The 251-nt window shown below is 68.9% G+C and carries 1 protein-coding gene; it reads right to left on the bottom strand.

Annotated elements, in window-relative coordinates:
* The coding region (locus ELR45_RS41885; protein WP_240760292.1) for a transposase at positions 1–240 on the bottom strand (240 nt) is incomplete at its 3' end.
* Between the last annotated feature and the right edge of the window lie 11 nt (positions 241–251).

Genomic DNA, 251 nt, shown 5'->3' with positions numbered 1-251 from the left:
CGGAACTGCGACGTCGACGGTCCCGACCCGGGTGTCCAGATCGCGGTGCCGGTAGCCGTTGCGCTGCGCCGTGCGGCCCGGCGAGCGCTGGCCCCACTCCGCCCCGACGACCGCGTCGGCATCCGCGCTGAGCAGGGTGTTGATCACCGTCTGCAACAACTGCCGCATCAGATCAGGCGAGGCTTCGGACAGTGCCTGGCCAAGCAGGCCGGCAGGGTCGACAATATGAGGTGCGGTCATCGTGATGCTCC

Origin of the sequence: Phytoactinopolyspora endophytica (assembly GCF_004138495.1) — a bacterium.
Lineage (GTDB): Bacteria > Actinomycetota > Actinomycetes > Jiangellales > Jiangellaceae > Phytoactinopolyspora > Phytoactinopolyspora endophytica.
Note: the sequence above shows the minus strand (reverse complement) of the source record. Positions and strands in the feature narration are given on the sequence as shown.